The sequence below is a fragment of the Ruegeria sp. BJ6 genome (genome assembly GCF_056537885.1).
This window is the reverse complement of the sequence record NZ_JBQFSG010000014.1, coordinates 32865-56350: the sequence shown is the minus strand read 5'-3', so window position 1 is coordinate 56350 and position 23486 is coordinate 32865. Positions and strand designations below refer to the sequence as shown.

Here is a 23486-nt window from a genome sequence, read left to right as displayed (position 1 = left end):
GGAAAGAGAGTAATCAGGGCTGGCAGTTCATGTTCGGCATGGCCGTGGGCCACGATTTCGAGACCTGCGCCCGCATCGGCAACATCTGCACCCGCGAAGTGATCAGCCATATCGGGCCACGGCCTGAGGCAAATATGCTGGGGTTGTTGCGGGGTGAGGGGTTGCTTTAATCCCCAATGGGAAGACCACCTGTCTAGACATACCGGCACTTTCGCTAGATCGAGGGGGTATCGGTGAACTAGCGGCGGTTCTCTGGAACTCCTACTGCGATACAGTTTTTCATCATAGGCCCTAATGGAGGTATTATCGTGCCGTCACAATGGTTTATTGGCGGAACGCAGCAAAACGCGGTTGAACCCTTAGCCGATTGCTGACACATCTATGATCTGAGTATCGAAGCTCAAGAACTATCATAAGCTGTATCTTCCAGACGAACAGCTTAGCTGATCGCCCGGTTTTACAACGAGGAGACAATCTTGGAAATCACATCCAAGTCCATTCGCCACAACAATCAGGTTTTTCCCACCAAAAACATATCAAGTGCTCGCCTGGTCGAACGCAAAGTTAGAGGCGAGGAGACAAACAAAGCAACAGCACAGGGGCGCAATTTTGCCTGGAGCTTCATCGGCATTTGCTTCTTGATCGGCATTGTTCTCGTGTCAACCGCCGCAGGAGCCTCTTGGCCTTTTTGGCTGGCGGGATTCCTAGGTTTTTTCTTCATCGGCTATCGGGCCGCCCCGGTGGACATGGAATATGCAATCGAATTGACAACAAATTCCGGTAAAACCGAATTGTTCTGGAACACGAACTTAGAGTTCGTTGAAAAAATCGGGCAGGCGGTGTTCAAAGCATTGGAAGGCAGTGAGGAACTGCGTTACGTGGTAAACCTAGATAATCGGACCATTATCGACAACAGTCAAAATACGAACGTCACCAACAACAACTTCAACTTCGACTACAGCATTCGTGTAAAAAAGTACGAGGGCATGTCGGCAGAACAGATGACATTCTTTCAAAATTCACTGTCAGATGCATTGAAGGAATTGGGTACTACTGTTGAAAACCTTAAGGTTCCTGAACTTCAAAAACAGCTACAGGATGTCGTGGAATCCTTCAACGCGGAGAAACCCGAAGCCTCGAAGATCTCTTCAGCTTGGGAAAAGTTCAAAACCCTATGCGAAGGCTACGACACACTCGATACCGCAATGAAAGCCGGTGGCATGGTCACGGCTGGCATTTCAATGCTGGCGGCAATTTGACCGAGCACTCGATTGCGGTGAGCCCAACCAGTGCCGAACAGAAGATTCTAGGAGGGAGTTACCCACTCCCCCCATAAAAGGGCTCCGGAGTATGTAGGGAAAATTTCCGTGCCTTTCGTTGAGCAGGATAGAGATTTCCGACCCAATGGTGGACGGGTGAAGCGTTTACCTCCACCACTTTTTTAATGCGCAGGTGGGGTCATCTCCTCCGGTTGGGTCAGACAGCGCGGGTTCCCCTCGCGCTGGGATTGCGCTTCATTTCAGAACCTCCCCGAATTCTTCAACCACCCGCTCATAAACCTCGCGCTTGAAGGGCACGATCTCTTCGATCAGGCGGTCCGGTTCCTGCCATTTCCAGCGGGTGAATTCGGGATGATCGGTTTGAATGTTGATCTGATCGTCGCGGCCCAGAAAGCGCAGCAGGTACCATTTCTGTTCCTGACCGCGATAGCGGCCCTTCCAGATTTTCGGCACGATGTCATGTGGCAGGTCATAGGGCAGCCAGCCGTTGGTTTCGGCGATGATCTCGACCAGATCAGAGGTGACGCCGGTTTCTTCCCACAGCTCGCGCAGGGCCGCGTCGCGGGGGTCTTCGCCCTTGTCCACACCGCCCTGTGGCATTTGCCAGGCGTCGGCATGGCGGTCGTTGCGCTGGCCGACGAATATTTTGCCCTGCCCGTTCATCAGCATCAGCCCGACGCAGGGGCGATAGGGCAGTTTGGCGATTTCTTCGGGTGTCATGCGCGGCCTCATGGGTTGTTCGGCCAACCTCTAGCAAGCGCCGCCGCGTCAGCAAAGGGGATGACGTCGGGTTTTGCGTGACACCGGGCGGTCCTGCGGTGATCTTCGGGCGTAAATCTCAGGGAGAGTTTCATGACTGCGTACCCGAACATGCTGGCCCCGCTGGATCTGGGCTTTACCACACTGAAGAACCGCGTGCTGATGGGCTCGATGCATACGGGTCTGGAGGAAACCGGCGACTGGAACCGGGTGGCCGAGTTCTATGCCGACCGGGCGCGCGGCGGCGTCGGGCTGATGGTGACCGGGGGTATCGGGCCGAACCTTGAAGGATCGGTGCTGCCGGGGGCATCGATGATGACGAATGACACCGAAGTTGCGAACCATTCGATCGTCACCCGCCGCGTACATGAGGCAGGCGGCAAGATCGCGATGCAGATCTTGCATGCGGGTCGTTATGCCTATGGGCCGAAATGTGTGGCACCCAGCCCGGTGAAATCGCCGATCTCTCCGTTTCCGCCGACTGAGCTGGACGAAGAGGGGATCGAGAAACAGATCGCCGATATCGTCAATGCCGCCGTGCTGGCGCAAGAGGCGGGCTATGACGGGGTCGAGATCATGGGCTCTGAAGGGTATTTCCTGAACCAGTTCCTTGTTACCCATACCAACAAGCGCACCGACCGTTGGGGCGGGTCGTATGATAACCGGATGCGCCTGCCGATCGAGGTGGTGCGGCGCACGCGCGAGGCTGTGGGAACCGATTTCATCATCATCTACCGGCTGTCGATGATTGACCTGATCCCCGATGGTTCAACCCATGACGAGGTGGTGCAACTGGCGCAGGAGATCGAGAAGGCCGGGGCGACAATCATCAATACCGGAATAGGCTGGCACGAGGCGCGCATCCCGACCATCGCCACCAGTGTGCCACGCGCTGCATTTGCGTGGGTGACGAAAAAGCTGATGGGCAAGGTGTCGATCCCGGTGATCACCTCGAACCGGATCAACACGCCCGAGGTGGCCGAGCAGGTGCTGGCGGATGGCTGTGCCGACATGGTGTCGCTGGCCCGGCCGATGCTGGCGGATGCGGATTTCGTGAACAAGGCGATGGCGGGCGAGGGTGAAAAGATCGCGCCCTGTATTGCCTGCAACCAGGCCTGTCTGGATCACACGTTCAGCGGCAAGCTGACCTCGTGCCTCGTCAATCCGCGCGCCTGTCATGAGACTGAGCTGGTGATCGAAAAGGCCGAGAGCGCCAAGACAGTTGCGATTGTCGGCGCCGGGCCTGCCGGATTGTCCACCGCGATGACCGCCGCCCAGCGCGGCCACAACGTGACCCTGTTCGACAAGGCGGATGAGGTCGGCGGGCAACTGAACATGGCCAAACAAGTGCCCGGCAAGGAGGAGTTCTGGGGGCTGGTCGACTGGTACCGCGCGATGATCGCCGATCTTGGCGTCAGGCTGGAACTGGGGCGTGAGGTCACCGCGGACGATCTGTCAGGATATGACGAAGTGATCATCGCCACCGGCGTCACCCCGCGTGATCCGCAGATTCCGGGACAGGACCGGGACAATGTCCTGAGCTATGTCGATGTACTGCGCGGCAAGGCCAAGGTTGGCAAGACGGCAGCTGTGATCGGGGCTGGCGGTATCGGGTTCGATGTGTCGGAGTTTCTGCTGGAAGAGGGGCACAGCCCCACAACCGACCTGCCCCTGTGGATGAAGGAATGGGGTGTAACCGACCCGGCCGAGCATCGTTCGGGCCTGGCCCCCGAAGGCCCGCAGCCCGAAGCGGCAGCGCGCGAGGTCACTCTGCTGCAACGCAAGAAACAGGCGCATGGCAAGGGGCTGGGCAAGACCACCGGCTGGATTCATCGCACGACACTGAAGAAAAAGGGCGTCAACTTTGTGGGCGGCGTGAATTACGAGCGTATCGACGATGACGGGCTGCATGTCAGCTTTGGCGAGGAGCGCGCCGATCCCACAGTGATCGCGGCCGAGACGATTGTGCTGTGCTCGGGTCAGGTCTCGGACCGGACGCTTGCAGACGCCCTGATCGAAAAGGGGATCACTCCCTATGTCATCGGCGGGGCGGACGTGGCTGCGGAACTGGATGCGAAGCGGGCGATCAATCAGGGCACGCGGCTGGCGGCAGAACTTTGATGCGCTTCACGATTTCGACGCTACGTGTCGTTAGTGACCAAGCTCTTCGGTTCAGGTGCAATAGACAAACACAGGTTGACTGAAGGGACGACCTGCCATGGTCTTTGCCACCATCCTGTCAGGGCTTGCGCCGAGTTTTCTTATGGTCGCGCTTGGAGGTCTTATCCGGGCGCGCCTGTCTGAAAATGCATGGCAGGGCCTCGACAAACTGAACTTTGAGATCCTGTTTCCGGCCTTGCTGTTTGTCGCCGCAAGCAGACGCCCGATCGAGATTTCCGAGGTTTTGCAGATTGGCCCCGCTGTGTGGGGCATTCTGGTCTTTGCGATGCTGCTTGGATGGCTGGCGCGTCCCATTGGACCGGACAAGTTTCTGGATTTTGCTGGCGGCTGGCAAACCGTCTGGCGCTTTAACTCGGCAATTGCGCTGGTCGCGTCACAGATTATCGGACCCGATGCGATTGGCCATATGGCCGTCGCCATCGGCATGGCAGTACCTGTCGCCAACATGCTTGCCGTTATTGTGTTGTCCCGCGGCGGGAGCCTGAGCATTGTTCAGACAATTTCCAAAGTCGTGCTGAACCCGTTTCTGCTGGCGAGTGTGCTGGGGGTTGCCGTGGGATTGTCAGGTATCTCGATCCCCTCTCCAATAATGGCACCGCTGGACATGGTCGCCGCAGCAGCCATTCCAATTGCGCTGATTTCCATCGGCGCAACGATGAATTGGAGCGCCTTGGCAAAAATGGATCGTTTCAGCGGATATGTAAGCTTGTCGCGGCTGGTTCTGGTGCCGGGCGGTACGTTTCTTGTCTGCCTTGTCGTAGGCAACACCAGTGGTCTGGCACCCGTACTGGTTCTTTTTGCTGCACTTCCAACCGCGTCGGCAGCACATGTGCTGGCATCCGGTTTCGGCGCCGACCGCAAGCTAGTTGCCACGCTCATCGCGCAGTCGACCTTGCTCAGCGCCGTAACACTGCCCTTGTGGATACTTGCGACAAGAGCAGCCTTTTAGCGCGACGGTTTTACTGCCCGATTGTTATTCCACCTTGATCGTTATCACATCGGAAACGATGGGGGTGGAATGGGGGACGTGGCCGTAATCTCCCAGCACCAGCTGCAGCGTATGCTCGCCCGGCGCGAGGTCGATCGTGACCTCTGTCTGGCCGCCGCCGAAATGCAGATGGTTGTCGTCTGCCGGCAGGCCATAGGACAACTCGTCAGCGCCGTCCTCACCCTCGCCAAGAGGCGGGCGGTCGATCAGAAGATGATGATGGCCGGTATTTTCCGCCTCGGTCCCGGAGGGTGCGACGCCCATGCCGCTGAGCCCGAATACTATGGTAACCGGTGCGCTCACGGTATCACCGTCAGCCAGATTGACGAAATAGACCTTGGCATCGGGGTTGGACGGCGTTTCCCCCCCGGCATGCGCAAAGCTTGCTAACAAACAGACGGAAACAGTCGCGATAAAGGCCTTCATGATATCCTCCCTGGTCACAAAAATGCCATTCTCAGGATAGCACGTAAGGGAAAATGTCCAGTTCACGCAGACTTAAAAGGCCCGTGAGGGGCCGCTTAATCATTGTTTCCGCGTTTCCGACACGCAAACGATCCCAACTAAATCCCTGATATTATCCCATGTCTGCCCCGTTCTCGCCCAGATTTGCAGCGAATGTACGGTACGACAAACAACACCTTGGGGACGCGAGTATGGACCGACTCACCGAAATGGAAGCCTTTGCCAACGTGGTGGATCAGGGTGGCTTCACCGATGCGGCCAAAAAGATGGGTATTTCCAAATCGGCCGTTTCCAAACACGTCTCAAGCCTTGAGGCGCGATTGGGTGCCCGCCTGCTAAACCGCACGACGCGACGCGTGTCGCCGACCGAAATCGGGCTGGCCTATTATGACCGCGCACGGCGGGTTCTGAACGACGCGGGCGAAGCGGATGCGCTGGTCACGTCGATGCAATCGGCACCTTCGGGGCTGCTGCGGATCAGTGTCGCCACCGATTTCGGCGTCAATCACCTGTCGCCGGTTCTGTCACAGTTCCTGTCCGACTTTCCCGACATCACGGTCAACATGGTCCTGAACAACCGTTTTGTCGAACTGATCTCGGAAGGATTTGACGTCGCCATACGCATTGGCGAGTTGGAAGACAGCACTCTGCGCGCGCGCAAACTCACGGAAACCGTCAAGCGGATGGTCGCGGCGCCCAGCTATATCGAACGGTATGGCCGCCCCCAGCGCATCGACGAACTGAACGAACACAAGCTTTTGCATTATTCCAGCCAGTCTTCGGGCAATGTCTGGAAGCTGACCGCACCTTCAGGGGAAAAAAGGCAAGTTCGCACTGCCGGGTGGCTGAGTGTGAATGACGGTCAGTCGCTTCTCAACGCCGCAATATCGGGGTTGGGAATCGCCTATCTGCCCAGTTATCTCTATGCCGACGCGCTGAAAAGCGGCGAGGTTGTCGACGCAATGCCGTCGCTGCCGGACGAGATACAGGGCATCTATGCGGTCTATCCGCCGGGGCGCTTCACGCAGCCCAAGGTACGGGCCTTTATTGATTTTCTCGTCGATTCCTATGCGGAAAAGGGACCGATGGACTGGTAATTTCTCCCAGACCACCTTAGACACCCACGCCTCTGGCGTGGGTTTTTTTTGTCGCAATCAGAAGTTTTCGACCCAGGGTCTGAGCGTCAGTTCGTTCGACCATGTCGTGCGATCCTGATTGATCAGGTGCATGTATTCCCGCGCTATTGCATCCGGGTCTAGCATGCTGTCGGGGTTGTCGGCGCTGTCGATGCGGCCAGCGCGGTTGGGGTTGCGAATGCCACCGTCGATGTTGATCCAGGCGACATGTATCCCCTTGGGATGCAGTTCGCGGGCCATGGACTGCGCCAGTCCCCGTTGGGCGAATTTACCCATCGCAAAGGGGGCCGACAGAGGAAACCCCTTAACGCCAGCCGAAGCGCCTGTGAACAGGATCGTGCCCCGCCGGTCAGGCGAAAGATCCTGCGCCAGCATGCGCCGCGCAGCGGCCTGCCCCATCACAAATGCGCCGTAGGCCGTGACTTCGACCGATTTGCGCACGGTTTCCGGGTCAAGCTCGATGACCGGGCCGCGTTGGCGCGCCGACGGATTGTAACAGGCAACGCGAAGTTCGCCGGGCAATCCTGCAATCAGGGCGGCCATGCCCGCGGCATCTGTGGCATCCAGTTGGTGCAACTGCGCACCGGTTTCATCCGCAAGAGCCTGCAGGTCCGACGTATCACGAGCAGTCAGATGCAAGGCGTAGTCCGCCTGCGCAAGCTCACGCGCAAGCGAGGCTGACAGGCCCGCCCCCGCACCAACGATCAGGGCAGCTGATTTTTTCGAAGAGTCCGGCATGGCATTTCCTCCTGCCGCAACATGACAGGATTCCAAAGTCCGCGCAAAACACAGCCGGTTGAGCGCGGTTCAGTTTGCCAGCAACACGGCCTCGACCCGGCGGTTGCGGTCACGGCCTTCGGGGGTCAGGTTCGACGTCAAAGGCGCAAGATACCCGACGCCCTGTGCCTCGATCCGGTCGCCCGCCACGCTGTAGCCCGAGATCAGACGATCACGCACCGCCTCAGCCCGTTTTTTGCTGAGGGCGATGTTGCTCTGAAGTGCGCCTGTGTCGTCCGTATGCCCGACCAGCGCCAGACGCATCTCCGGATTGTCGGTAAGGAAATCGGCAAGGGATTTCAGCGAGGCAAACGGCCCTGCTCCCAGCGCGGCCGAGCCGGTCTGAAATTCGAGATCGTTCAGAATGACATGGCCGTCGCGTTCCAGATCGTCCAGCACGGGTTCCGGACCCGAGGCCGCTTCGACAACCACCAGTGGTGGTTCGGCTTTGACATCTGCTGGTGTGACACGGATCAACTGAATGAACCCGTCCGGCGGGTTGCGGCTGATCAACAGGCTAAAGACGGTGTCGTCGCGTTCGGCTGTCAGAAAGCGATAGTCGTGAATGGCCACGTACATGTCCGGAGTCGGCACCACCTCGGTTCCGAAGCGGAAATCGAAACCGCCACATTTCTGCGCCTCGCACTCCATCGTGATTTTGTATCCCTGCGCCTCGATCTGGTCACGCAGCGGGGCCAGTATCTGCAATGTCGTAGCTGAGCCGGACTGGATGCCCCAGGTTCGACGCTCGACCCGGCCCTCGACCGTTTTTGACGGCACGGCACCATTGGCGAACACGCCCGTCGGCAGATCATAGCTGTCCAGTTCACTGACACGTTCCGACAGCTGTCTGGCGCTGGCGGGCAAGGTCAGTTCCTGGGACAGGGCCGGTCCCGCCGCAAAAGCGGCGCAGAGGATGAGGCGAAGGATCATCTGAACAGGGCGTGATATTCTTCGTTCGGTTCCATCGCGACGGCGCTGGCCACGCGGTTGGACATGTTGAAGAACCCGACAACATTGGCGATGTCCCAGATGTCGCGGTCAGAGAAACCCGCGTCGCGCAGGCGCTGCCGATCAGGTTCCTCGATCTCGGCGCTGGCAGTGGTCATCTTGGCCGCAAAATCCAGCATCGCACGCTGACGCTGATCCAGAGGCGCCACGCGGTAGTTCATCACCAGCATCTCGCCCAGTTGCGGATTGCCGGACAGCTGCCGGATGGCGGCCCCATGCGCCACAAGGCAGTAAAAGCACTTGTTGATCGAGGACACGACGACGGCGATCATCTCGCGTTCCAGCTTGGACAGCCCGCTATCGGCCAGCATCAGGTCGTTATACATCCCGGTGAATGCGTTCAGCTTGTTGATATCAAACGCGTTTGCCTTAAGCACGTTCGGTACCATGCCCAGTTTTTCGACACAGATATCAAAGTATTTCTGCGTCTCGGGCGGCAGCGGGTCCACCATCGGCAGGTTCAGCGCCGTGGGCTGTTTCTGATCGGTCACGTCTGTCTCTCTCCCCTCAGGCAAGCTGGCGGTAATGATATTCTCCCACGACTGGCATTCCGAGAGAGAGGTAGAGGCGGTTCGCCCCTTCATTCGCCTTTGTACAGATCACGCTAAGGGTATGAGCGCCGTTGTCCAGCGCCCAAAAGGCCGCGGCGCGCATGGCCCACTGGCCAAGGCCCTGACGACGCTGATGCGGAAGGATTTCCAGTGCGTGCATCATGGCGATGCCGTCATGGATGGCGACAAACCCGGTGCCGCCGGGCTGATCGCGGTGGCGCATCAGCAGCCCGGTTTTCGGGCCGGGTGCGCGGTCCATCACCGCCAGCCGCGCAGAGCCTATGCCGCCCTGCTGCCAGATCTCGCGCATGATCGCCAGCGGTTCCCACAACGGGAAAACGGTGACGCGGGGAATGGCGATATCGGTCAGATGTTCGACCGGGCAGGCGTAGATGTTGACTGGATCGAGGATGTCATAGCCGCGGTCGGCCAGTTGCGTGTCCAGGTCCTCATTTCCCGGGCGCAGGCAGAAAATCCGCTTCTGGCCCATTGCCTGCATCCTCGCTTCGGCGGCGGCGATATCGGAGGCTGTAAAGGTGCCTGTCGGGCTGGCCGCCGACACGCGCGACCCGCCGCCCTGCCCCTGACGCAGCAAAAACGGACCTAGCGTTTCATAATGCGCTGCAGGCCATGTTCCGTCGACCACGTCGGCCCAGTTGACGCTCAAAGCTCAAGCTCCTTCGCCAGCCGGGTCACAGCAGCATCGATGCGCCCGCCATCAGTGCCGCGGATGACCACATTCGCCCCGAATACGCCGTTAACCTGAAAGGGATAGCAGCCGATGGATAAATCATCGAAATCCTCGGCCAGGGATGACAGCGTCGGCGCGATATCCCCCTCGCCACGATCCACCCTGAGGGATTGCGACAACAGCGGCACGCCACCGGTCAGGGTTGACAGCACGCTGGCCACCATCGCCTGAAAAACCGTTGGAACCCCGGCCATCACATGGACGTTTTCGATGGTAAAGCCCGGCGCGGTCGAGACCGGGTTTTCGATCAGCACCGCCCCGTCCGGGATACGTGCCATGCGCAGGCGTGCCTCGTTCAGTTCCAGCCCGGACTTTTCATAATGCGCCTCAAGCAGCGCGCGGGCATCGTCGCGGACATCCAGCCGAGCGCCGAATGCGCGGGCGATACAGTCGGCGGTGATGTCGTCATGGGTGGGGCCGATACCGCCGCTGGTAAAGACGTGATCGAAGCCTTCGGACAGGTCCCGGACCGATCTTTCGATGGCGTCCGCCTCGTCGCTGACGATCCGCACTTCCCTGAGGTCGACGCCGTGTTTGGTCAGTTCGCCTGCCAGAAAATGCATATTAGCATCACGGGTGCGGCCCGACAGAATCTCATCTCCGATCACCAGCATTGCGGCGGTTGGATTGGCCATGGCACCCTCTCCTCTTGAACGAACTTGTGTGCAGGTATAGGCGCTTGGACATGCGCTTTGAAACCCCTCTTGTTCCCGCCCGCCTGATCCGCCGTTATAAACGCTTTCTGGCCGACTGCCGCCTTGAGGACGGCCGCGAGGTGACGGCCCATTGCGCCAATCCCGGTTCCATGATGGGGCTGGCCGAGCCGGGGATGAAAATCTGGCTGGAGCCCAATGACGACCCGAAGAAAAAGCTGAAATACGGGTGGCGGCTGGTCGATCATGAAAACGGACATTTCACCGGGGTCGATACCTCGGTACCGAACAGGGCGCTGCGGGCGGCGCTGGAGGCCGGAGAGATTGCCGAACTGGCCGCATATGAAACCGTGCGACCCGAGGTGAAATACGGCGAGAAAAGCCGCATCGACTTTCTGCTGAGCGGGCCGGGATTGCCCGACGCCTATGTCGAGGTCAAAAGCGTGACCCTGTCGCGCCAGACGGGTCTTGCCGAATTTCCCGACAGCGTCACAGCACGCGGCACCAAACATCTGGGAGAGCTGGCAGCCATGGTGGCGCAGGGGCACCGGGCCATCATGCTGTATCTGGTGCAGCGCACCGATTGCGGCAGGTTCGCGCTGGCTGCGGATATCGACCCGGCTTATGCGACAGCGTTCGACGTCGCGCAGGCGCAGGGGGTCGAGCGGCTGGTATACGGGACGCGGATCTCGCCCGAAGGGGTCTGGCTTGCGGACGCGCTGCGGCCCGTGTGACCCTGACCGATCTGTGATTGCCCGTGGCGGGCGTTTCGCTAAGGTCGCATCATTGGCTGTTTGGCTATCGAGGAGAAACTCTTGGCACCTGATCAATCCGAACTCATCGCACTCAGGCATGAGTTTCACCGCTTTCCCGAACTCGGGTTTCAGGAAAACCGCACAAGGGCCAGAGTGGCGGAAATTCTGCGCGATCTGGGGCTGGAGGTTCACGAAGGCGTCGGTGTCATCGGTGTTCTGCGGGCGGGAACGGGCAACCGGGCAATCGGATTGCGCGCGGATATGGACGCCCTGCCGATCCATGAGACCAGCCAGCACGATTACCCGTCAGAGACGCCGGGCGTCATGCATGCCTGCGGGCATGACGGCCACATGACCATGCTATTGGGCGCCGCCAAAGCACTGGCCGCCGATCCGGACTTTGACGGCACGGTGATTTTCCTGTTCCAGCCCAACGAGGAGCACGGTCTGGGCGCACGCGCGATGATCGACGAGGGGGTACTGGAGCGCTTTCCGGTGGATGAGGTCTATGCCATCCACAACCTTCCCGGTGCACCTGTCGGTCAGGTCTCGACGCGGACCGGGCTGATCTGTTCATCGGAAAGCCTGTTCGAGATTACGGTCAGGGGTCAGGGCGGCCATGCTTCGATGCCGCAGGCCGGGCGCGACGCCATCACCATCGGCGCGGAACTGGTTCAGGCGCTGCAGACCATCGTGTCGCGCAAGCTGGCTCCCGGGGCCGGGGCGGTGGTTTCTGTCACCGAATTTCTGACCGACGGACAGCGCAACGTGCTGCCGGGCACCGCAACGCTAAAAGGTGACGTCCGCGCCCGCAGCCCCGAAGACCGGGAAAACATCGAAGGCTTCATGCGCCAGATCGCGTCAGGAGTGGCGGCAGCGCATGGTGTGACCGTTGACGTTTCCTACAACACTGAGTTCATCGAAACGATCAACGCCGAAGGCCCGGTGCAGGCCGTGACCCGCGCCGCCCGTGCCGAGGGGCTGGAGACGATCCCGGACCGGCAACCGATGAGCTTTTCCGAAGACTTCGCCCATTTCAGCGCCGCAGTGCCGGGATGTTTTCTGTTGCTGGGCAATGGGGAAACCGGGCCGCACGGCCAGCCACTGCATGCCAGTGATTACGATTTTAATGATGAGATCCTGCCCATCGGCGCCGGGTTCTGGAAAGCGTTGGTGCGCGACCGGTTGCCAGTGCGGGGGTAGGTGAGCGGGCTGAAGAGAAGACGGTCATGATCGACGCGACCTAACTCAAGGCACAACGCATCGCGTTCAACTTGAGCGCCCCAAAAGGGGTGGCCGTCTGATCGACTGAACCAGAGGCTTCCTGTCAGCCAGGGCACTCGCAACAACTGTCATCTACTGGATATGAGTCCTGACCCTGAACCCGCAGCTACGGCGCGTACTCTTCATTCAACCAAGACTTCGAAAAGAGCACCACGGATTTCGAGAACAAAACCCGTTGGTGGAAATCCGGGCAGCCATGGTTCAGCTGCCCGGAATAGAGCCTATTCAGCCGGGGCTGTCAGTTTCTGACGTAGGCTGTCGCGGTATAGGGCCTTGGCGAGTGCCACGCACATCAAACCCATGACCATCGTGAAGGGCAATGCGCCGATGATCATCGCGTTCCGCAAGGCATCCATTGGATTGTTCTCGCCTGCAGCCAGAATCAGAGCGCCAATCACCGCTGTCAGGATCAGACCCCAGATGATCTTGTGCTTGTTGCCGATGTTCTGATCGCCACCCGACATAATGGTGTTCATCACCAGAATGCCCGAGTCAGCCGATGTGACCAGGAAGGTCATGATCAGGACAACACACATCACTGTAACACCCGACAGCAGACCGCCGGCGATCATTTCCTGCAGGGTGACAAACAGCTTGGCAGTGTTCGACGCACCGATGATGGCGCCCTCGGCGGTGCCGTTCAGTTCAAGATCGATGGCGGTGCCACCCAGAATGGTCATCCACGCAAAGCAGACCAGTGCCGGAGCAAACACGCAGCCAATGATGAACTCACGTACCGAGCGGCCTTTGGAGATGCGCGCCAGGAACAGCCCCACAAAGGGCGAAAACGCGATCCACCAGGCCCAGTAGAACGTGGTCCAACCTGCTTGCCAACCGAACTGACGACCCGGATCGCCTGCGGCGTATACCGACGCAAGAACCGATTCCGGTAGCGCTGCAGCATCGCCTTCCAGGCCCGACACGAACCCGTCAAACGATCCCCAGGGATTGGTCGCACCGGCATAAAGCGCGTCGGCAAACGGCGCGGCTTCGCTGGGCAGAGCCGCATCAAACGCTGCAGCCGATTGCGGATTGAAGGCACCAAAGCTGAGAGAGATGAAGTGCAGGATGTAATCCACGAATGCCGTTGCATAGGTTGTCATGGCAAACAGGAATGACCCGAAAACCACGAAGACCAGCAGCAGGATGAGCGAAAGTACCAGATTCAGGTTTGACAGGTATTTGACACCCCGACCAACACCCGAAACCGCTGAAACGATGGACAGCCCCATGATCACCATCAGACCTGCCAGCAAGCCAACGGTGCTGGGAGCCGGAGTGTCACCAGTCATGTCCATCATCCATTCCATTCCCGAAATGGCATAAAGGCCATCAATGAACTGCGAGACACCAAACCCAATGGTGACCGACACGCCCAAAATGGTAGCAACCACACCAAGTACATCCACTACGTGGCCAAGAAAGCCGTTCATCAGCTTGCCAAACAGTGGTGTCAGCGCAGTGCGGATGGTCAGCGGCATGTTACGCGTATAGGCGTAGTATGCCAGCGAAAGTCCAGTCACCACATAGATCGACCAGGCATGAAACCCGTAGTGCAGGAAGGTATAACGATACCCGGACTGCAACGCCTCTTCTGTGTTGCCGGTGACGTCTCCGGCAATAACGACCGGGTTCGATCCCCACAGGCCCAGAGGTTCGGCGGTCGCAAAGACCATCAGGCCAACACCCAGACCGGCACCGAACATCATCGAGAACCATGAAAAGTCCGAGAATTCCGGCTTTTCACCCTCGGGGCCCATAAGCCGTTTACCGGTTTGCGGCAGCGCGGCTACGACAAACAGGAAAAAGGCAAACAGGCCTACGATAATGATGTAGAACGCATTGAAGTCTTCCAATAGGCGCGAGTTCAGGCTTCCCAGAACGCCATTTGCGTTTGCAGGCCAGACCAGTGCCCAGATGACCAGCGCAACCATGATCGACTTGCTGAGCAAAGCAATTTCGACGCTGTGACCTTCATAGAAGCCGCCCGAAGATCGCTTGATCTCCAGATCGGTAAATGGATCCTTCATTGACATGTGTTTCCTCCCTGTTCGCACGTGTCCTGATGTCCAGAAAAGATTTGGCAGGTGTCCCGGAACTTCACCATCTGGGCCCTAGGAGAGCAGGGCCTCAATTTTTTCCAGCGTTGCCACGTTGACGGCTACACCTTCAGAATTTGCCGCTAAACGCTTTGCCCGGCGGCCATCACCGGGCAAATGTGCGCCGTCCTGAAATCGGATCGCTTCAACAAGATCGGCAATTCTGGTCGAAAAAACGTCACCTGCAGTCGCTGATGCGTCAATCGCGATAAAGAACTGACCCGTCTTAGGAGGGCCTCCAGCCGTTCCCGAAAAGGGTGAGGCGTGAATTCCAAGCGTGGCGCCGGTTAGCGCCGCGGCCAAAACCTCGGTCAGCAAAGCCACGCCGACACCTTTGTAGCCCCCCGAAGGAGCCATCGATCCCTTGAGCCCGACATTCGGGTCGGTGGTGGGGTTACCATCGGGGTCCAGCGCCCAGCCAACCGGGATCGACTTGCCTTCCCGGGCATGTTTCATGACTTCGCTTTTTGCGATGGTGCTGGCGCTCTGGTCGATCAGCAGCGCGGGTTGCCCATCGGTGCCCGGAGCGGCGATCGAGAACGGGTTGGTCCCAACCACCGGCTTAGAGCCTCCCGAAGGTGCAATTGATGCCGGAGCGTTGGTGAAGCCCAGACCGACCAACCCGGCCTGCGCCAGCCGGTGAGTGTGGTACCCCAAAACTCCGCAATTATAACTGTTGCGGATCGCCAGCGTCGCAATCCCCTGCGTGCGGGCAGTCGGGATCAGGGCTTTGAACCCGGCCTCAATGGCTGCATGCGCAAACCCGGTGGCAGCATCGACAGTGATAACGCCGGGGCGTGGCTTTGCCAGAACCGGCTGGGCCTGCCCATCGACCTTGCCGCATTGAACATGCTCACAGTAGATCGGGATATAGGCCAGGCCATGGCTGGCAACCCCGTCTGCCTCGGTCGCGGCGGTTGCAACCGCCAGAGGCCGCGCGTTTTCCTCACTTGTGCCCGCAGCGACCAGTGCCCGGAAAGACAGCTCTTCGATTTCAGCAAGTGACAGGGTGCGGGTTTGGATCATGGCGGTCTCTTTTCAGTCGTTGTCGGAAAGCCCGGCACCAGCGCCGAGCAGACGGGATTCTTCCGTTGCCGGGGCGTAGGTGCGGTGTGCAAAGCGGTTAAGGATGTTCCATGCCGCCGGATCGGGCACCGCGCGGGTCTTTTGCGCGCGCGGGTTGGTCAGGGTATCACCCAGTGCAACCTCGATTACGCTCGCGTGGGCGGGGCACTCGTTTTTCAGTACAAGTTGCGTCCCGTCAGTCGCTGCGAAGAAATCGCCCGCCATGACAGTAACAATTGCGGATTGGCGACTTGCGGCTTGGGCCGCAAATGGCAGCAAGACAGCAGGCGTGGCCAAATTTCTGATCCGGTTCGGTCCGGATTGCAGCAAATGCGAGCAATCCGACAGCAATGCCCCAGTCATCAGCGGACACAAGTCCATACCCACGGCCCAGTCGGGTTCCATATGTTTAGGGACGTGTTCACCCAAGTTACTGGCAAACCCGCGCTCCAAAACGCGTGCCAATTCGGCCACCCCGTCAAGACCCTGTGCACAGAGCCAGCGCGTCGCCTTCCCGGCCTCTTCCGCCACACCCCAGTCATAGCCTGCACCGCGCGTTGCGCGTTTGGCGGTGGCTTCGACTTCATTAAGGGAAAAGCTCATTGCGCAAGCTCCGGATAGACCCACAAATCGGCATTGTCCGGGCCCAGCTCTTCAGGATACGGCGCGCCTGCGTACATACAGATGCGAACCCAGCGGTCTGAACGCGGATCGAAATGGGTGGCGCCGAAAAACGAAAGTTTGGCGCGCAGCATGTCGATGGGCATCACCTCTGCGCCAATCGTATTGTCCCGGATTTCACCATATGGGGCGACGCGGCTCATCTGCGCGCGGCGCACCGTGTGACGATGTTCCGGGTGGCGCAGCAGGAATTCTGCGACCGGGGCTTCGCCCGACCATTTGTCCAGCGCGTCAAACGCATGCGCCGCATCGCGCGCCGGAGCAAGAGGTTGTTCATAGTCCGCGATTGGTTCGTCGAACCGTTCCCCCAGTCGGGGTTCAAGCTTTTCTTCGGAAACATACCAGGCGCGCGCGCAATGTTCGGCCGCGTTCCAATCCAGGTCCAGCGCCCAGCCAAAGCTCGTGCGGATCAGCTCGCGCACCTGGTTGACCGGCATTGCACCGTCGATTGCAAAGGCTGCGCTGTTGCCATCCGCCATACAACTGCTCAACCCGTCCACTAACTCGCCATATGGTTCAAGGATCAGAGAGGCCAGCAACTCTTGCCCTTCTTCGCCAAGGGCAGTCTGAGACCATTGGATCAGGTGTTCCCAGGGCTGGATTCTCGTCAGATCTGTCTGATCGAGATGCGCGGCTATCGCGTCCAGATCGGCATTCAGGGCGACAAGCTTTTCGATCTGGATCGGGTGCTCAGACAGCCACCACGAGATCGACAATTTGCTGCGCTCGAATACCTCGCGGAACATAGTCACTTCGGCGTCCGTTGCGGTCTCAACGGACCGAACGCGCGCGATGGCCTCTTCGCGTGCCATGATCCAATTGTTGAACAGGATCGGGTGATTGACGATGAAGGGCGCCATGCCCAGCCCGGTCGAGTTGCCGATCCCCAGCCAGCGGGCGATATTCGGGTCAAGCTGCGCAGTCTGTTCACCGCCCTTGGCCTTTGCCATGTGCTGCACCAGATCACGTACGAATATCCGGGTCAGATAGACCGAGAGCATCTCGGCCTGAAACGGGCCGCTGACCTCGGGGCGGTCGGCGATTTTTTCACGGTCCGCCGCGCCGAACTTGCCCGATCCGTAAACCGCTGTGGTGCGCATCAGATACCCAACCTTGTAGATCTGCGCGAGATCCGGCTGCTGACCCGCAACCAGCCGATCTACCACATGGGCCCACAACCGAACCGAGCGGTTGGCGCGCGACAGCGACAACTCGCTTTCGCTGACCCGACCGGCCTCTTGCAGCGGTACATTCCGGGACAGACGTTGAATATCGTCCTTGGTGGGAACACCGTCGAACAAGGCGAAGGTGGCATCCCAGGCCTCGGCTATCACGCGATCCGAACGTTGCTCGGGCGGCAGGTCATGGGCGAAGGCGACCAGTGAATAGGTGCGATCGGGTCCTTGCGCGGAATACACCGCGTGGCCTACCCCGTTAGCGTCAATATCAAAAACGGGCCGGGAAAAGACCCATTTCTCAGCCGCCATGCGGCGGGTGAGCTGACGCATGAAGCTGAGCCGACATTGATGCAACGACCCAAGACGCGAAAGGCGCATCACCCGGGCAGGATCACGACGTTCAACATTTTGGGGCGTGGTGGTCATGACTGTTGCGATCCAAAGTTTTTGGCGAAGAAACGGTACCAGTTGCCACCCATGATGCCCGCCACCTCTTCGGCGTTCATGCCAACGGCGCGAAGCCCGTCTTTGATGTTGCCAAAGTCGCGATTGTCGCGGAACCAGTGCGGCATCGGAGGGAAACCGGGAGCCGAGGCCGAGCCTTCGCCATAGTCAATCTCTTTCGTCCAGCGCCCAACCCGCATCCATTCGACCACGCTGTCGGATTGATCCTGACACAGGTCCGTACCAATCCCCAGGTGCTCTACCCCATATTTATCGGCCGTACGGGCGATCATCTCGCAGAAGCTTTCCAGCGTGCAGTCAGATTTGCCCTTCAGGTGATGCGGATAGACCGAAAAGCCGAACATACCGCCGTTTTGTGTCACCGCGCGGATCACGTCTTCGCGCTTATTGCGCAGCGCGGGAGACCATTCGTGCGGGTTGGCGTGCGTGATGGCGATAGGACGTTCGGAAACATCAGCCGCCTCGATGGTCGAGCGGTCTGCCGAGTGGCTCATGTCGACCACAAGTCCGACGCGGTTCATTTCCTTGATGACCTGCTTGCCCATGCGGGTGATGCCGGTGTCTTCGGCCTCGTAACAGCCGGTCGCCAGTAGGGATTGGTTGTTGTACGTCAGCTGCATGAACCGCGCACCCAGATCGTGCAGGATTTCGACCAGACCGATATCGTCTTCTATCGGAGACGGGTTCTGGAACCCGAAGAATACAGCCGTCCGGCCCGTTTCCTTTGCTAAATCAATGTCGCTGGCCCAGCGGCCTTTCATGATCAGGTCCGGATATTGCTCGAACCAGCGATTCCATTTCTCAAAGTTCAGAACGGTTTCGCGGAAATTCTCATGATAGGCGATAGTGACGTGGATCGCGTCCACGCCCCCTTCGCGAAGTTGGCGGAAGATCTTTTCCGACCAGTTGGCATATTGCAGGCCATCGATCAGCATCAGACAGGGCCTGCACTGATATAGGCGGTTTTGACCGTGGTGTAGAACTCGGCTGCAGCCTTGCCCTGCTCGCGCGGACCATAGGAACTGTCACCACGGCCACCGAAGGGCACGTGATAGTCGGTGCCTGCAGTCGGCAGGTTCACGGTGACAACACCGGTGCGCGCGTTGCGACGAAAATGAGTGGCGCGAGCCAGCGACTTGGTTACAATGCCCGAGGTCAGACCAAAGTTGGTGTCATTGACCACGCTCAGCGCCTCGTCATAGTTGCCGACCTTGATGACGCTGGTCAGGGGCGCAAACATTTCCTCGCGGTTGATGCGCATATCGTTGGTGGTGTTCAGGAACACGCCGGGAGACATGTAGAACCCGTCATGCGGCATCTCAAGCCGCTGGCCGCCGCAAGCAAGCTCTGCACCTTCGGATTTGCCTTGATCGACATAGGCGAGGTTCTCAGACAGTTGCTGCAGGCTGACGACAGGTCCAATCTGGGTGCCGTTTTCCAACGCATGACCCACTTTCATCGCCTGCGCACCCGCGACCAGCTTCTCGACAAAGGCGTCGTGGATACCCTCATGCACCACAAGGCGCGACGAGGCCGTGCATTTCTGGCCTGTACCGCCAAAGGCTCCACCCAGTGCCAAGGTGACTGCCAGATCCAGATCGGCGTCATCCATGACGGCCAGAGCATTCTTGGAGCCCATTTCCATCTGGACCTTGGTCAGGTTCTGAATGGCGGCAGCGGCGATACCCTTGCCCACTGGTACGGAGCCGGTGAAGGAAATCGCGTTGACCTTGGGGCTTTCGACCAGTCGCTGCCCGATTGAACGACCCGAGCCCATCACAAGGCTGAACAGGCCCTTGGGAATATCCTGACGTTCGATGATTTCAGTCAGCGCCACAGCAGAGGCGGGCGTGATGTTAGCAGGTTTCCACACAACCGCGTTGCCATAGCACAGCGCGGGCGCAATCTTCCACGAGGCGGTCGCAGTAGGGAAGTTCCATGGGCTGATGATCGCGACAACGCCAACCGCCTCACGTCGCACGTCGATCTCGATGTCAGGGCGCACGGATTCAGCGTTCTCACCGATTTGGCGCAAGCATTCAGCGGCATAATAAGTAAAGAACTGACCGGCGCGGAAAACCTCACCCTTGCCTTCCGCCAGCGGTTTGCCCTCTTCGCGGCTGAGCAATGTGCCCAGTTCCTCGGCGCGCGCCATCAGCTCATTACCGATGTTCAGGAGCACGGCTTGTTTACGCTCCAGCCCATAGGATGCCCATTCGGCCTGTGCGATGCGGGCCTGATCCACCGTTGCGTCCAGCTGATCGGCACTGGCCTGGGCAAACATGCCCACCAGATCGCTCAAATCCGACGGGTTGCGGTTTTCAATCTCGCTTTCGCCAGCCAGCCACTCGCCTGCAATCAAGTTCAATTTGGTCACTTTGGATCCCACCAACAGAAATTCGGATTACAGAAGGATGGATTTTTTTGATCGCATCAGTCAAATTCAAATAAGTTGACCGAACTTCAGGGGAATTGAAATATGGCGATCAAGATCGAAATGCTGCGCTGCTTCTGCATCGTCGCGCAAACCGGAAACCTTGCCGAAGCGGCAGAACGGCTTGGCCGCACACAATCCGCTGTTTCAATGTCACTGAAGCAGTTGGAACAGCACATCGGTAAGCCGCTGTTCGAAGGCGAGCGTAAGAACCGGCTAACGGTGCTGGGAGAGGAAGTGTTTAAATTGGCACTGAAACAGGTGCGCCAGTTCGAACACACCATAAACAGCATCGGAGAAGCCGCAAAGACCGAGCACGGCCTGGTTCGAATTGTATCGGTCCCATCAGTCGGGGCGCTGATCTTTCCGGCCGTTCTTGACATCTTGGCAGCCCGGTATCCCAATCTAAAAGTCGAGATACGCGATACCGACACGCAACGCGTTCTGGATGCGCTTGCGGAAGGAGAGGCCGATATCGGGATCGCGTCCGGTCACCACCCGATCAACGGCGTCGAAGCGATCCCCCTGTTTGAGGATCGGTTCGGACTAGTGTGTGCTGCGGATCATCCTCTGATCACGCAAACTGCCCCTCCGACAATTGAGGATGTGGTTGCCGCGCAGTTCGTGCGGAACGCTTTGAGTGACAATATCCAAACCCCAGCCTTCGTGAGCGCAATGGAGGGCGCGGCGATAACTCTGCACAACACATACTCGTTGATTGCTTTGGTCAAAACCGGGAAATGGGTCACGATACTGCCCCAAACCGTTTCACGGTTTATGCCGGAAACCATAGCGTTTCGTTCCGTTTCCGACCTGCCGGACAAAAGGCAGGTCTATTTGTATGTCCACAACAGAACACGATTTCGGGAACAGACCGATGCGTGCAAGTCGTTCATTTTGGAATGTATTGATGATTGGCGAACGGAGTAACTTTTTTGGGGATTCTGTCGCAATCTCCAAAGTCTGGTGGTTTGATATGAAGCCCTCGTGTCAGGGTCAGAATTCATGACCGGTAGTAGACAATGGTCATCCCTAAATTTTCGGCAATATCTGCGGATTTTCCCAAGCGTAGCGAGGTACTCTGGCATCGTGAATAGCAGCTCACCTATCTGGGTATGGAACGCGTTTTGACGTCATTCCACATCAAATCCACAGATCGTACGGTTGATATTTCTGCCCTTTGATCTCTCTTATTCAAAAAACCATTCATGTCTAACAGATAGGACCCACAAACCCGCACCCTCTGGTACTTTCTGCGCAAGCAGCGTAAAAAGGATGCTGCGCAACATTTTGGAGCCCCGCGTCGATGAAAGAACATCGTGGACGTCTGACCAAGGACGGTATCCGCATCTATGAACAGGGTGACTTTGCCGGGATGCACGCGGCAGGGGCCTTGGCGGCGCGGATACTCGACGACATTGCCGAACATGTCTTTCCCGGCCAGAGCACGGCCGAGATCGACCGCGTCATCACGCAGATGGTCGAAGATGCGGGCGCGAAATCGGCAACGATTGGCTACAAGGGCTATCAGCACGCCAGCTGCATCTCGGTCAACCATGTGGTTTGTCACGGAATTCCGGGCGACAAAAGGCTCAAGGACGGCGATATCCTGAACGTCGACGTGACCGTGATCGTCGATGGCTGGTTTGGTGATACATCCCGGATGTATGTGGCAGGTAAGCTGCCGCGCAAGGCCGAGCGGTTGATTCAGGTGACCCATGACGCCCTGTTCAAGGGCATCGAGATGGTCAAGCCGGGCAACACCTTCGGCGATATCGGCCACGCCATTCAGTCTTACGTCGAATCACACCGGATGAGCGTTGTGCGCGATTTCTGCGGGCATGGTCTGGGACGTGTATTCCACGCGCCGCCGAATGTGCTGCACTATGGCCGCCCGGGTACCGGCGCCAAGTTGGAAGAGGGCATGTTCTTTACCATCGAACCGATGGTGAACCTTGGCCGCCCCGAAACCAAGACGCTGGCTGATGACTGGACCGCCGTGACCCGCGACAAGTCGTTGTCGGCGCAGTTCGAACATTCGGTGGGCGTCACCGCAGATGGGGTCGAAATCTTTACCCTGTCGCCCGGCGGTAAGTTCCACCCGACCTATTCATCCTGATCGCTGCTCTGTTCCCGCAGGAGCTTCAGAAGCATCGTATCCCTGCCCCATGGCGTCACCGCGTCATGAATGAAAACGGGCGCGCGGAGCGGCGTTGGCTCGGGCCCCGTTTTGATGTCGGCATCCTGATTGAGTGCCCACATCCGGGGCGTCCATGTCTGATCCATGGGCGCTAATCTAGCACGTTCGGATCAAAGTCCCAAAAGCGCGGGTACCTCGGCCATGTCATGAAAGACCTCGGCCCCCAATGCGCCGAGCTTTGCGCCATCGTCATGCTCGGCGTAACCGAGGCAGCGCATCCCCGCCGCCATTGCGGCCCGAACGCCACTGGCACTGTCTTCGATGACAACCGATGAAGCGGCCCCGAATTGCTGCGCAGCTGTCAGGAACAGGGTTGGATCGGGTTTTCCAACGCCCAGAACATGGGCAGAGAACATCCGGTTCTGGAACCGGTCCCAAAGATTGTTTTGCCCCAGTGTGATCTGCATCTTGTCCGGACTGCCGTTCGAGGCGACGCAATACGGAACGCCGTGATCGTCCAGATGCGCCAACACCTCGGGGATACCTTTGATCAGGGGCACGCCGTCGCGCAGGCGGGCGTAGGTTTCATCATAAACCTCTTCGATCCAGTTTCCCGGAAGATCAGCCCCCATGGCCTGCGCCGTGTCCTGCACTCTGGTCATTGTCGAGCCCACAAACAATGACATGCACTCTGCCAGAGACAGGTTCAGACCATAGCGGGCAAGGCTTTCGGTCATGACCCGATTTGAAAGAACCTCGCTATCAACCAGAACGCCGTCGCAGTCGAAGATTACCAGATCGTGCATATACGCCTCCTGTCCGCCATACGCGGT

The 23486-nt window shown here is 58.7% G+C and carries 23 protein-coding genes and 1 pseudogene; 9 read left to right on the top strand and 15 right to left on the bottom strand.

The window, feature by feature from the left end; all coding sequences use genetic code 11:
• Positions 1-26: 26 nt before the first annotated feature.
• Both ACR0D6_RS21090 and ACR0D6_RS21085 read left to right on the top strand, forming a co-directional pair.
• Positions 27-170 (top strand): annotated as a pseudogene (locus ACR0D6_RS21090) (adenosine kinase); the annotation flags it as partial.
• Positions 171-476: 306 nt separating this feature from the next.
• The gene (locus ACR0D6_RS21085) at positions 477-1259 is read left to right on the top strand and encodes a DUF6232 family protein (protein ID WP_480766986.1); all 783 of its coding nucleotides are present in this window, start codon (positions 477-479) and stop codon (positions 1257-1259) included.
• Positions 1260-1514: 255 nt separating this feature from the next.
• On the opposite strand, the gene ACR0D6_RS21080 is transcribed toward ACR0D6_RS21085, so the two are convergent.
• Positions 1515-2000 carry an RNA pyrophosphohydrolase gene (locus ACR0D6_RS21080; RefSeq protein ID WP_480766985.1) on the bottom strand — a complete coding sequence of 162 codons (486 nt, stop codon included), beginning with the start codon at positions 1998-2000 and terminating at the stop codon, positions 1515-1517.
• Positions 2001-2132: 132 nt separating this feature from the next.
• Between ACR0D6_RS21080 and ACR0D6_RS21075 the strand changes: the two genes are divergently transcribed.
• Positions 2133-4160 carry an FAD-dependent oxidoreductase gene (locus ACR0D6_RS21075; RefSeq protein ID WP_480766984.1) on the top strand — a complete coding sequence of 676 codons (2028 nt, stop codon included), beginning with the start codon at positions 2133-2135 and terminating at the stop codon, positions 4158-4160.
• A gap of 97 nt (positions 4161-4257) precedes the next feature.
• Positions 4258-5169 (top strand): AEC family transporter, encoded by a 912-nt coding sequence (locus ACR0D6_RS21070; protein WP_480766983.1) that lies wholly within the window; start codon positions 4258-4260, stop codon positions 5167-5169.
• Between the two features lie 24 nt (positions 5170-5193).
• Here the strand turns inward: ACR0D6_RS21070 and ACR0D6_RS21065 are convergent, their stop codons facing one another.
• Positions 5194-5634 carry a DUF4399 domain-containing protein gene (locus ACR0D6_RS21065; protein WP_480766982.1) on the bottom strand — a complete coding sequence of 147 codons (441 nt, stop codon included), beginning with the start codon at positions 5632-5634 and terminating at the stop codon, positions 5194-5196.
• 230 nt (positions 5635-5864) lie between these two features.
• On the opposite strand from ACR0D6_RS21065, the gene ACR0D6_RS21060 reads away from it, so the two are divergent.
• Entirely contained in the window at positions 5865-6770 is a 906-nt protein-coding gene (locus ACR0D6_RS21060; RefSeq protein ID WP_170656185.1) for a LysR family transcriptional regulator, read from the top strand.
• A gap of 57 nt (positions 6771-6827) precedes the next feature.
• Here ACR0D6_RS21060 and ACR0D6_RS21055 read toward each other — a convergent pair whose 3' ends face one another.
• The 5 genes from ACR0D6_RS21055 to ACR0D6_RS21035 form a co-directional block, all read right to left on the bottom strand.
• Positions 6828-7547, bottom strand: coding sequence for an SDR family NAD(P)-dependent oxidoreductase (locus ACR0D6_RS21055; protein WP_480766981.1), 720 nt, complete (start codon positions 7545-7547; stop codon positions 6828-6830).
• Between the two features lie 69 nt (positions 7548-7616).
• The gene (locus ACR0D6_RS21050) at positions 7617-8519 is read right to left on the bottom strand and encodes an OmpA family protein (protein ID WP_480766980.1); all 903 of its coding nucleotides are present in this window, start codon (positions 8517-8519) and stop codon (positions 7617-7619) included.
• The gene (locus ACR0D6_RS21045) at positions 8516-9088 is read right to left on the bottom strand and encodes a peroxidase-related enzyme (RefSeq protein WP_480766979.1); all 573 of its coding nucleotides are present in this window, start codon (positions 9086-9088) and stop codon (positions 8516-8518) included. Before ACR0D6_RS21045 ends, ACR0D6_RS21050 begins: the two co-directional genes overlap by 4 nt.
• 16 nt (positions 9089-9104) lie before the next feature.
• Positions 9105-9815: a GNAT family N-acetyltransferase gene (locus ACR0D6_RS21040; protein ID WP_480766978.1), complete on the bottom strand. Its 711-nt coding sequence runs from the start codon at positions 9813-9815 to the stop codon at positions 9105-9107.
• On the bottom strand, positions 9812-10534 hold the full coding sequence (locus ACR0D6_RS21035) for a competence/damage-inducible protein A (protein WP_480766977.1): 723 nt from the start codon (positions 10532-10534) through the stop codon (positions 9812-9814). Before ACR0D6_RS21035 ends, ACR0D6_RS21040 begins: the two co-directional genes overlap by 4 nt.
• A 50-nt stretch (positions 10535-10584) precedes the next feature.
• Between ACR0D6_RS21035 and sfsA the strand changes: the two genes are divergently transcribed.
• Together sfsA and ACR0D6_RS21025 are read left to right on the top strand one after the other, a co-directional pair.
• A complete protein-coding gene (sfsA, locus tag ACR0D6_RS21030; RefSeq protein WP_480766976.1) occupies positions 10585-11286 on the top strand; it encodes a DNA/RNA nuclease SfsA in 702 nt (233 codons plus the stop codon).
• Between the two features lie 81 nt (positions 11287-11367).
• On the top strand, positions 11368-12510 hold the full coding sequence (locus tag ACR0D6_RS21025; protein WP_480766975.1) for an amidohydrolase: 1143 nt from the start codon (positions 11368-11370) through the stop codon (positions 12508-12510).
• A 302-nt stretch (positions 12511-12812) separates the two neighbouring features.
• Here ACR0D6_RS21025 and ACR0D6_RS21020 read toward each other — a convergent pair whose 3' ends face one another.
• The 6 genes from ACR0D6_RS21020 to ACR0D6_RS20995 all read right to left on the bottom strand — a co-directional run bounded on the left by ACR0D6_RS21020 (position 12813) and on the right by ACR0D6_RS20995 (position 20456).
• Positions 12813-14627 (bottom strand): BCCT family transporter, encoded by a 1815-nt coding sequence (locus ACR0D6_RS21020; RefSeq protein WP_480766974.1) that lies wholly within the window; start codon positions 14625-14627, stop codon positions 12813-12815.
• Between the two features lie 78 nt (positions 14628-14705).
• Positions 14706-15716 carry an Ldh family oxidoreductase gene (locus tag ACR0D6_RS21015; protein ID WP_480766973.1) on the bottom strand — a complete coding sequence of 337 codons (1011 nt, stop codon included), beginning with the start codon at positions 15714-15716 and terminating at the stop codon, positions 14706-14708.
• A gap of 12 nt (positions 15717-15728) precedes the next feature.
• Positions 15729-16358, bottom strand: a complete 630-nt coding sequence (locus ACR0D6_RS21010; RefSeq protein ID WP_480766972.1) for a DUF3726 domain-containing protein — start codon at positions 16356-16358, stop codon at positions 15729-15731.
• Positions 16355-18040, bottom strand: a complete 1686-nt coding sequence (locus ACR0D6_RS21005) for a hypothetical protein (protein WP_480766971.1) — start codon at positions 18038-18040, stop codon at positions 16355-16357. The genes ACR0D6_RS21010 and ACR0D6_RS21005 overlap by 4 nt, the downstream gene beginning before the upstream one ends.
• Positions 18037-19014, bottom strand: a complete 978-nt coding sequence (locus tag ACR0D6_RS21000; RefSeq protein ID WP_480766970.1) for a membrane dipeptidase — start codon at positions 19012-19014, stop codon at positions 18037-18039. The genes ACR0D6_RS21005 and ACR0D6_RS21000 overlap by 4 nt, the downstream gene beginning before the upstream one ends.
• On the bottom strand, positions 19014-20456 hold the full coding sequence (locus tag ACR0D6_RS20995) for an aldehyde dehydrogenase family protein (RefSeq protein ID WP_480766969.1): 1443 nt from the start codon (positions 20454-20456) through the stop codon (positions 19014-19016). Before ACR0D6_RS20995 ends, ACR0D6_RS21000 begins: the two co-directional genes overlap by 1 nt.
• Positions 20457-20558: 102 nt before the next feature.
• Between ACR0D6_RS20995 and ACR0D6_RS20990 the strand changes: the two genes are divergently transcribed.
• A complete protein-coding gene (locus tag ACR0D6_RS20990; RefSeq protein ID WP_480766968.1) occupies positions 20559-21443 on the top strand; it encodes a LysR family transcriptional regulator in 885 nt (294 codons plus the stop codon).
• A gap of 376 nt (positions 21444-21819) precedes the next feature.
• Positions 21820-22632 carry a type I methionyl aminopeptidase gene (gene map / locus ACR0D6_RS20985; protein ID WP_480766967.1) on the top strand — a complete coding sequence of 271 codons (813 nt, stop codon included), beginning with the start codon at positions 21820-21822 and terminating at the stop codon, positions 22630-22632.
• Here the strand turns inward: map and ACR0D6_RS20980 are convergent.
• Both ACR0D6_RS20980 and ACR0D6_RS20975 read right to left on the bottom strand, forming a co-directional pair.
• Positions 22620-22799: a hypothetical protein gene (locus tag ACR0D6_RS20980; protein ID WP_170656281.1), complete on the bottom strand. Its 180-nt coding sequence runs from the start codon at positions 22797-22799 to the stop codon at positions 22620-22622. The two genes, map and ACR0D6_RS20980, sit on opposite strands and share 13 nt — an antisense overlap.
• A gap of 24 nt (positions 22800-22823) precedes the next feature.
• Entirely contained in the window at positions 22824-23459 is a 636-nt protein-coding gene (locus tag ACR0D6_RS20975; RefSeq protein WP_480766966.1) for an HAD family hydrolase, read from the bottom strand.
• Positions 23460-23486: the final 27 nt, after the last annotated feature.